This is a genomic window from Candidatus Margulisiibacteriota bacterium, from assembly GCA_028706105.1.
In the GTDB taxonomy this organism is placed as follows: Bacteria; Margulisbacteria; Riflemargulisbacteria; order GWF2-35-9; family DYQY01; genus DYQY01.
In genome coordinates this window covers 1-7,570 of sequence record JAQWCF010000083.1, presented here as the reverse complement: position 1 = coordinate 7,570, position 7,570 = coordinate 1, and the positions used below count along the sequence as shown (strand labels likewise).

The window sequence follows — 7,570 nt, the reverse complement described above, 5'->3', positions numbered from 1 at the left end:
TCGTAGCCACCTTCTGTTAGGATAAAGCCTTCTCTTAATCTATTGATAGCTTCGGCAGTAATTGTGCCAGATATTTTTGCTATTTCCTTTAAATCAGTAGTTAGCAGAATGTCCAATTCTGAGCCTAAAGAATTTATTAAATGAAAGTATTTTTCTGTAATAGCTTTTGATCTAGGGTTCTTTTTGTTATCAAGCTCAGCCAGCAATCCTGCTAAGGGAGTGATTGACCAGAAGGTCTGTTTGGATTTAGCTTCCGAGGGGTCCGTCCGATCAGCTAACTCCGCAACCCGATACATTACACCTTTAGTCACAGTTTTCCCGCATGTAGAACAGAGATTATTGTGTTGCACTGTTTCTAGGGGAGTCCAATTGATTTTGCAATCGCGATGTCCATCATTGTGGTACTTGCCTTCATCGGGAAAAAACTCGATAGTCCCTATAAATCCCTTATCGTTTTTCAAAGCATTATAGATGTTGTTGTAGCCTATCTCTACATCAAACACATTGGCTTCTCTGCCAAGTTTGTCGGGCGAATGTGCGTCGGAGTTAGAAACTAGTCGATATTTGTCTAGGAAAGAACATATTCTATTCATAGGCGGGTCACTGGAAAGTCCAGTTTCTAATGCGAAAATCTCAGAAGACAAATCTTCGTAACATTCTTCGATGCTATCAAAACCAGACTTGGAGCCAAGCACAGAAAACCAGGGTGTCCAAATATGTGCAGGTATTAGATAAGAGTTGTTTCCACTTTCAAGTAACATTTCTAAAAGTATTTTTGAGTCTAGTCCAAGTATTGGTCTTCCGTCTGAACGTATATTGCCAATCTCCTCTATTTTAGCTTGAAAAATACGTACTGTGTCAAAGTCTGGCAGAATACATATATTGTGAACTTTTCGAGTTTTATTGTTTTTTTTATAGATGTTGCTAATCTCGGTTGTTGGCATAAAGTATACGGGTTTTTCTTGTAATACATTGGAGAGATTTTTTGTTTCTGGAAGTTGGTATTCTTTTTTTAAAGTGTACAGCCCATTTTCGGAAGATTCTAGTTTTGTTTCTAGTTCATTGAGCCAAACAGGGTGTATGCAATCTCCGGTTCCCATTACTTGGATTCCTTTAATTTTAGCCCAATATTCTAAATGTTCAGGAGTCAGAAGGGGGCTAGTTGCTCTAGAGTATTTGGAATGTATATGTAGATCGGCGATGAATTTTGGCATGTGGTATTTTACTTTGTAATAATCATTCTTAACGCCATTACTAGCATCACAATTCCAAAAATTTTTCTTAAAACAGTGTTACTTAATTCCAGCGCTAAATTTGCACCAAAAAAACTAGTCAAGACAAAGGCAATAGCTATCCAAAACGTAGCTCTAAGGTCGATATTCCCAGTTTTGTAGTATTGCATGACTGCGAATATACTTATTGGCGGCAACATGATAGCCAGCGACGTGCCTTGAGCCATATGTTGATTAAATCCAAGCAAATAGATCATCCCTGGAATCATAATGATGCCAGCTCCAATCCCAAACAGTCCACTTAAAACTCCTGCAATAGATCCTACGATTAAACAGATTATTATAAAATTCATTTTTTCTCCTTTATACTATGACCTTGGTCGGTCCCAATTTTTCGTCCAATTGAAATAATTCTTCCTTGTACACATTTTGCACAGTCGTCTCCACTTTCATCCACGCAAGGCTTGTTTGGATATAATTGATACATTTTTCTGTATTTTTGAGGGGTAGCATTGGGCATAAAGACATTTGCTCCTCTTTGTAAAAGCAGATTACGTCCATTCGGCTGTATAGCATCAAATGCTGTCGTTGATGGTATATGTGCTTTTGGGTTTAGCAACCGCAGGATAGCAATAACCTTGAAGAATATTTCTTTTTCAAATGGGTTAGCTATATTTCCAAATGGTGTATCTGGGTGTGGAATAAAAGGTCCAATTCCAATCATGTCTAAATCAAGTTTTGTACAGAAAATTATTTCTTTAGCGAGACCTTCAAGTGTTTGCCCAGGTATTCCAATTAAAAACCCAGATCCTGTTTGTATGCCAAGTTTTTGCATGGTTTTGATACATTCTAATCTTATAGTTAAATCATCATCTGGATGTGCTTTTTTGAAAAGTAGTGGGTCTGAACTTTCGTAGCGAATAAGGTATCTGTCCATTCCTAATTTTTTCCAGTGTAGCAAAGTTTCTTCATTTTGTTCACCAAGCGAAAGAGTTATTGCTAGTTTAGTTTCTTTTTTGATTTGTTGCAGGAGACCCCCAATATACTCTTTTGATAGCTTATCGTCTTCTCCAGCTTGTATAACTACAGTTGTCATGCCATTTTTTTCTAAATCTTTACACGCTTGGAGTATTTCTGCTGTTGGCATCCTGTACCTGTTGATGTTTTTAATTTTTGAACGTATACCGCAGTAATTACAGCTTTTTTTACAGTAGTTAGATATCTCAATAATGCCACGCAGATAAACATTGTCGCCCATATTTTCTTTCCTAACCATGTCCGCTTTTTTGTATAATGCAGAGAGATCCTCAGTTTCAGCTTCGAGCAAAGTTAATACTTCTATTTCAGTTAACATTTTCAAGCTCCTCTAAGGCAGAAGGAAATGGTTTGAGTGCTCTTTCAAGTATTCCATGTAAGTAGGCGATTAGTATCCCATAGTTAGTGACAGGAATATCCTCTTTGCTCAAGTCGTCTATTCTGTTCATTATCAAGGTTCTGTTTACCATGCATCCGCCACATTGGATCACCAAGGCGTAGTCTTTTGCTGTGAATTCTGGCTTTGCTCCGACTGCAAAGTCAAAAACTAGATCTAATCCAGTATATTGTTTGAGCCATCTAGGTATCTTGACTCTGCCAATGTCCTCAGTAATTGGCTTGTGTGAGCAAAGTTCTGCTACAAGTATTTTGTCTCCATTTTTTAACTTGTTAATCTGGTTAACGCCTCTTACGTATTTGTTTAGGTCTCCCTTTTGTCTGGCAAGCAGAATAGAGAAAGATGTAAGTAGAATATTCTCAGGTACGTCTGTATTAGATTGTTCAAATGCTTGGCTATCAGTTATAACAATTTTAGGTTGTTTTTTAAGTACTTGAGTAAGGGTGTGGTGCAGGTCTTTTTCTTTGACAACTGTACAGGGAATGTTTGCATCTAAACATTCTCGGATAGTTTGCACTTGAGGTAAAATTAGTCTCCCCTTGGGAGCTTCTGCATCAATAGGAATTACAAGGACTACATTGTCTCCAGGGGCAAGTAAATTTAGTAGTATTGCAGGCTCTGGTATTTTTGCTTCTAGTTCTTTTATAATAGCATTTTTGACTTCTTCTACACCAAGGTTATTCACTATAGACGTAGGGTAAATATTTTGTTTAGTATCAGCGTATACTTTAGTTATTTGAGAAAATTGCTCTTCAGAAATTAAATCCGTTTTGTTTAAGACAAGTACTGTTGGAATCTTTTGTTTGTTTAGTTTATTCAGTAGGTTTTTTTCAAAATCACCATCTGATGTGTGTTCAAGCATTAAGACTGCTAAGTCGGTTTTTTTTATTACCAGCTCAGTTTGTTTAATTCTTTGTTTGCCTAGTTCGCCTTCGTCATCTAAACCTGCTGTGTCTATCAGTAGAACTGGACCAATTGGTTGAAGCTCGTAAGCTTTTTCTATTGGGTCAGTTGTAGTTCCTGGTATTTCGGAAACAATAGACATGGGCTGTCCAAGCATAGAGTTTAGAAAAGATGATTTACCAACATTTCTTTTTCCAAAAATGGCAATGTGAATTCTGTTCCCTTTAGGTGTTTCGTTCATGATTTATTTTGCGTATAAGTGAAGTAATTGTTCAGCGCTATAATCCTTTCAGGTTTTAATAATTCTTCATCAGTAAGATTCATCCAATCATAGTAATATTTTTAAGCTTCAAAAGCAATTCGATTATTTAGTGTAAATAGTCGGGAAAATTAAAAATTATGAGCGATATATTAAGTATGAACTATAAAATCATTTCTTTTAATAATATAGTGTTAGAAAATGGCTTGGTTGCTTGGAATCATTCTGCCTTTGATTATAATACTTTAGTTTCTTGGTTGGAGCAGAATAATGATTTAGAGCTTGCAGTTCCAACATTACTGTATAATGTTTATTTAAAATATAAGAGTATTATTGATAATTTATCCGAGCTTAGCCAGAAGAGCGTGACTGATATCATTGATGATATTTTAACGACTCTTCCTCCTAAAAATGAGTATGAAGAGTCTTATGGATATGCAAATCATTTAGCTATATTTAAAATAGGCGTATTAATAAATGTTGTTTATAACCAAGGACATGATAACCCAACACAGATTACGGAGATGTTAGCCCAATTGGTTGATTATGCAAATGATTCACAAGCGGAATGTTTTCAACTGTCCGTTAATTCTGCCTGTAAGTTTTTTATAAAAAGGTATTCGTCATATGCTAAAGAGATTCAATCTATAATAGCTACACAGAAACATAAAAAAATGTTGGCTCAAATTGATAGGGGAAGAATTAATTAGCTGTTAGCAGAAAATATCTCGTTGTCCGTCTTTGATTTTCTGGAGAGAGTTCATCGCAAATTCTCGTATTTTGTCATCAGGAAGATTTCGTAAAGCTTCGGCAATAGTTTGTTCTCCAATTTTTTTCGTTTTTGGTGAAGCATAATCTTCTAAATATTCTTGAAAGGTTATTATTGCATTAGGTGAACATTTCTTTTTAATGTCACCAGGTTTTGCGTATTCCATAAAGTCTAGCCCAGTACGTCCTAAACGGTAACAGCCAGTACAGAAAGAAGGAATATGACCATGTGCACAGACATCATAGATGACATCATCTAAATTACGATGGTCACCAAGCGAGAATTGTTCAATGCTATCAACTTCGCTGTAGCCACCAGGATTAGTCTTACTTCCAGCACTGATTTGAGATATACCAAGGTTTAGGGCCTCGCTTCTTGTTTCAGCTGTTTCTCTAGTGCTAAGTATTAGACCAGTATATGGAACTGCAAGTCTAAGGATAGCAATCATTTTTTTGAAATCATCATCAGAGACAGGATAAGGTGGCGCAGAGGCTATTTCTGATCCTGTTGCAGGTTCAAGTCTAGGTATGGATATTGTATGTGGTCCCATTCCAAATTTTTGTTCCAAATGTTCAATGTGAGATATTAGAGCAAGGACTTCGTACCTATAATCATACAAACCAAAAAGTACGCCAATTCCTACGTCATCAATTCCTGCCTCAAAGGCACGGTCGATAGCAGTAATTCTGTAATCATAGTTACGTTTAGGACCTTTAAGATGAAGTTTTGCATATGTTTCTTTGTGATATGTTTCTTGAAAGAGTTGAAATGTTCCGATATTACGCTCTTTTAACCTTTTGAAGTCTGCTATTTCTAGTGGAGCTAAGTTTACATTTAGTCTTCTTATATTATTTTTTCCGTCTCTGGCCGCATAAACTGTATCTATTGCTTTTAGCACATAGTCTAACCCTTCTTTTGGATAAGACTCTCCAGCTACCAGCAACACTCTTTTTTGTCCTGTTTTTAGCAGAGCTACAGTTTCATTAGTGATTTCTTCTTGCGATAAGGCTTTTCTAGCGATGCTTGTATTGGTGCAACGGAAGGCACAATAAACACAATCATTTTTGCAAAGATTAGAGATGTAAAGAGGAGCAAAGATTACTAGTCTGTTGCCATAGATTTCATTTTTAACCCAGTTAGCTGTTTTTAGTATTTCACTAACTCCAGCTTTATCTGTTGTATTTAGAAGGACAGAGACCTCTTGCATAGAGAGTCTTTCTAGTCTTTTGCTTTTAGCAAGGATATCTTTTAGTTCGGAATGAGTCGGTCTATAGTTTAGTGCTTGTTGTATTTTTTCGTTGTTAATAATCATGACTAGTTAATGATAATACTTTTAGCATTCATTATCAAACGGTTTTAAGTTTAATAATGCACTTGCAATTTTGTATATATTGCTACGATAATTTAATGTAAAGAATAAGATAGATGAGGATCAGAAAATGAGAATAAAAAAATATTTTGTAAATTTCAAGCTAACGGCATTTAACCTATACAATTCGGTTATGAGAAAGAAAAAAGTTAAAAGTAAAAAAACAAAAATTTATTCAATTTTTCAAAAACCAAACAAAATGAGCTTGGTTAGATTTGCGATTCTGTATAGGAATAGAGGAGGCTCTTGTGACAACAAAGAAATAGCTAGACTTCGAAGGCTAGTGCTTGGCATTGAAGCAACAGTCGGCTCCGTAAAATATTTTGCCCTTCCTGTACTAATAGGAGGTAGCATAGTTGGATACCCGGTTTTGTCTGTGGTGATTTCTGTTTTATTAACATTTGCAGGTGGGATTTCAAGATTAGCAGTTTTATTGCATTCTCGTTTAACTCATCCCGACGCTAAGTTTCACCCTGTTATCTATTTAATGACTTTGGTTCCTTTTAATGTAGGGTTTATGTATACAATGCTTGCTTTGAATATTCCCGGACAAGACCCTAGCGTTTTAAAAGAAATGAGAGATATCACTTACAAAGTTCTTTGGAGTTTACATCGTTCAGCTTTAAAGAATAAACTGAAGCCAGAAGAGGTTAGGATTCTTTTTAATAATATACTTAGGTTGAGTTGGGATATTATGAAGTATCAAAATTCTCATTTTTCGGTTAAGGGAGACGAGCAGAGGAAACATTTCATGGTACTTTCGGCAAGTTTAGAAAAAAAACAGAGAAAAAAAGCTACAAAATATTTAAATTCAGGCAAACGTGTGATTCTTATAGACTCTACAAATAGGATTTTGCGGTTTAGTAAATATTTGAGACGTAAGTGTGGCACTGAAATTTTGAAAAGAATATATTATTATGATTTTTATCAAATGTTTCCTGATTTTTCAGAGGCTACTGAAAATAAAGGGAATCAATATATTAGACATATGTTTGATAAGGAAGGGGAGTTGGATTCCACTCTTCATAAATATGAACAATAAGCTTGTTAGTTTAAAATAAAAATTGTTTATACAAGCCAGTTAAGGAAAATATTGTGGATTTTTAAGCCGAAAACATAAGAAGCTTAGAAGATTAGAATTACTGCAACTTTTAAATTATCGCTTCGATAACTGAACATGAAGAATAAGATAATTGCAGATAAAAAAACAGAAATAAGAAAACAAATCTTGCAGCCTAGGGTAGCTTTATCTGTTATCCGTAATCTAGCGATACAACGGGATAAAGCTACCCTAGATATTCAGCCAGTAAAAAGTAGTAAGGCTAATATATATTCGATTTTTCAAAAACCAAACAAAATGAGCTTGGTTAAGTTTGCTATATTGTATAGGAATAGAGGCGGTTCTTTTAACAATAAAGAAATCGCTAGGATTAAGAAGCTTGTCCTTGGTATCGAAGCAACTGTCGGCTCAGTTAAATATTTGGTAATGTCCAGAAATGTTTGCAATTTCATCGTAAACTCCATATACCTTAAGCAGCAATTTCTGACAAAATATTAAATTGTTCTTTAAATTGCCTAACTACTTCTTCTAAGAAGTCAGGATTTA

The 7,570-nt window shown here is 35.2% G+C and carries 8 protein-coding genes; 3 read left to right on the top strand and 5 right to left on the bottom strand.

The window, feature by feature from the left end:
- From PHF25_07980 to hydF, 4 genes are all read right to left on the bottom strand, one after another.
- Positions 1–1,214: endonuclease Q family protein (locus tag PHF25_07980; protein MDD4527955.1), on the bottom strand; the 1,214-nt coding region annotated here is incomplete at its 3' end.
- A gap of 8 nt (positions 1,215–1,222) precedes the next feature.
- Entirely contained in the window at positions 1,223–1,585 is a 363-nt protein-coding gene (locus PHF25_07975; GenBank protein MDD4527954.1) for a sulfite exporter TauE/SafE family protein, read from the bottom strand.
- Positions 1,582–2,586: a [FeFe] hydrogenase H-cluster radical SAM maturase HydE gene (hydE, locus tag PHF25_07970; protein MDD4527953.1), complete on the bottom strand. Its 1,005-nt coding sequence runs from the start codon at positions 2,584–2,586 to the stop codon at positions 1,582–1,584. The genes PHF25_07975 and hydE overlap by 4 nt, the downstream gene beginning before the upstream one ends.
- The gene (hydF, locus tag PHF25_07965; GenBank protein ID MDD4527952.1) at positions 2,576–3,808 is read right to left on the bottom strand and encodes a [FeFe] hydrogenase H-cluster maturation GTPase HydF; all 1,233 of its coding nucleotides are present in this window, start codon (positions 3,806–3,808) and stop codon (positions 2,576–2,578) included. The genes hydE and hydF overlap by 11 nt, the downstream gene beginning before the upstream one ends.
- Positions 3,809–3,966: 158 nt before the next feature.
- Here hydF and PHF25_07960 point away from each other — a divergent pair, with 158 nt between their 5' ends.
- Positions 3,967–4,536: a hypothetical protein gene (locus PHF25_07960; GenBank protein MDD4527951.1), complete on the top strand. Its 570-nt coding sequence runs from the start codon at positions 3,967–3,969 to the stop codon at positions 4,534–4,536.
- A 3-nt stretch (positions 4,537–4,539) separates the two neighbouring features.
- Here the strand turns inward: PHF25_07960 and hydG are convergent, their stop codons facing one another.
- Positions 4,540–5,907 (bottom strand): [FeFe] hydrogenase H-cluster radical SAM maturase HydG, encoded by a 1,368-nt coding sequence (gene hydG / locus PHF25_07955; protein MDD4527950.1) that lies wholly within the window; start codon positions 5,905–5,907, stop codon positions 4,540–4,542.
- A 190-nt stretch (positions 5,908–6,097) separates the two neighbouring features.
- Between hydG and PHF25_07950 the strand changes: the two genes are divergently transcribed.
- Both PHF25_07950 and PHF25_07945 read left to right on the top strand, forming a co-directional pair.
- The gene (locus tag PHF25_07950; protein MDD4527949.1) at positions 6,098–7,006 is read left to right on the top strand and encodes a hypothetical protein; all 909 of its coding nucleotides are present in this window, start codon (positions 6,098–6,100) and stop codon (positions 7,004–7,006) included.
- Between the two features lie 135 nt (positions 7,007–7,141).
- Positions 7,142–7,522 carry a hypothetical protein gene (locus PHF25_07945; GenBank protein ID MDD4527948.1) on the top strand — a complete coding sequence of 127 codons (381 nt, stop codon included), beginning with the start codon at positions 7,142–7,144 and terminating at the stop codon, positions 7,520–7,522.
- The last annotated feature ends 48 nt before the right edge of the window (positions 7,523–7,570 follow it).

Bases quoted from the DNA above. Each gene is read 5' to 3' on its own strand.
- PHF25_07975 (MDD4527954.1), bottom strand. From the start codon at position 1,585: ATGAATTTTATAATAATCTGTTTAATCGTAGGATCTATTGCAGGAGTT.
- hydE (MDD4527953.1), bottom strand. From the start codon at position 2,586: ATGTTAACTGAAATAGAAGTATTAACTTTGCTCGAAGCTGAAACTGAG.
- hydF (MDD4527952.1), bottom strand. From the start codon at position 3,808: ATGAACGAAACACCTAAAGGGAACAGAATTCACATTGCCATTTTTGGA.
- PHF25_07960 (MDD4527951.1), top strand. From the start codon at position 3,967: ATGAGCGATATATTAAGTATGAACTATAAAATCATTTCTTTTAATAAT.
- hydG (MDD4527950.1), bottom strand. From the start codon at position 5,907: ATGATTATTAACAACGAAAAAATACAACAAGCACTAAACTATAGACCG.
- PHF25_07950 (MDD4527949.1), top strand. From the start codon at position 6,098: ATGAGAAAGAAAAAAGTTAAAAGTAAAAAAACAAAAATTTATTCAATT.
- PHF25_07945 (MDD4527948.1), top strand. From the start codon at position 7,142: ATGAAGAATAAGATAATTGCAGATAAAAAAACAGAAATAAGAAAACAA.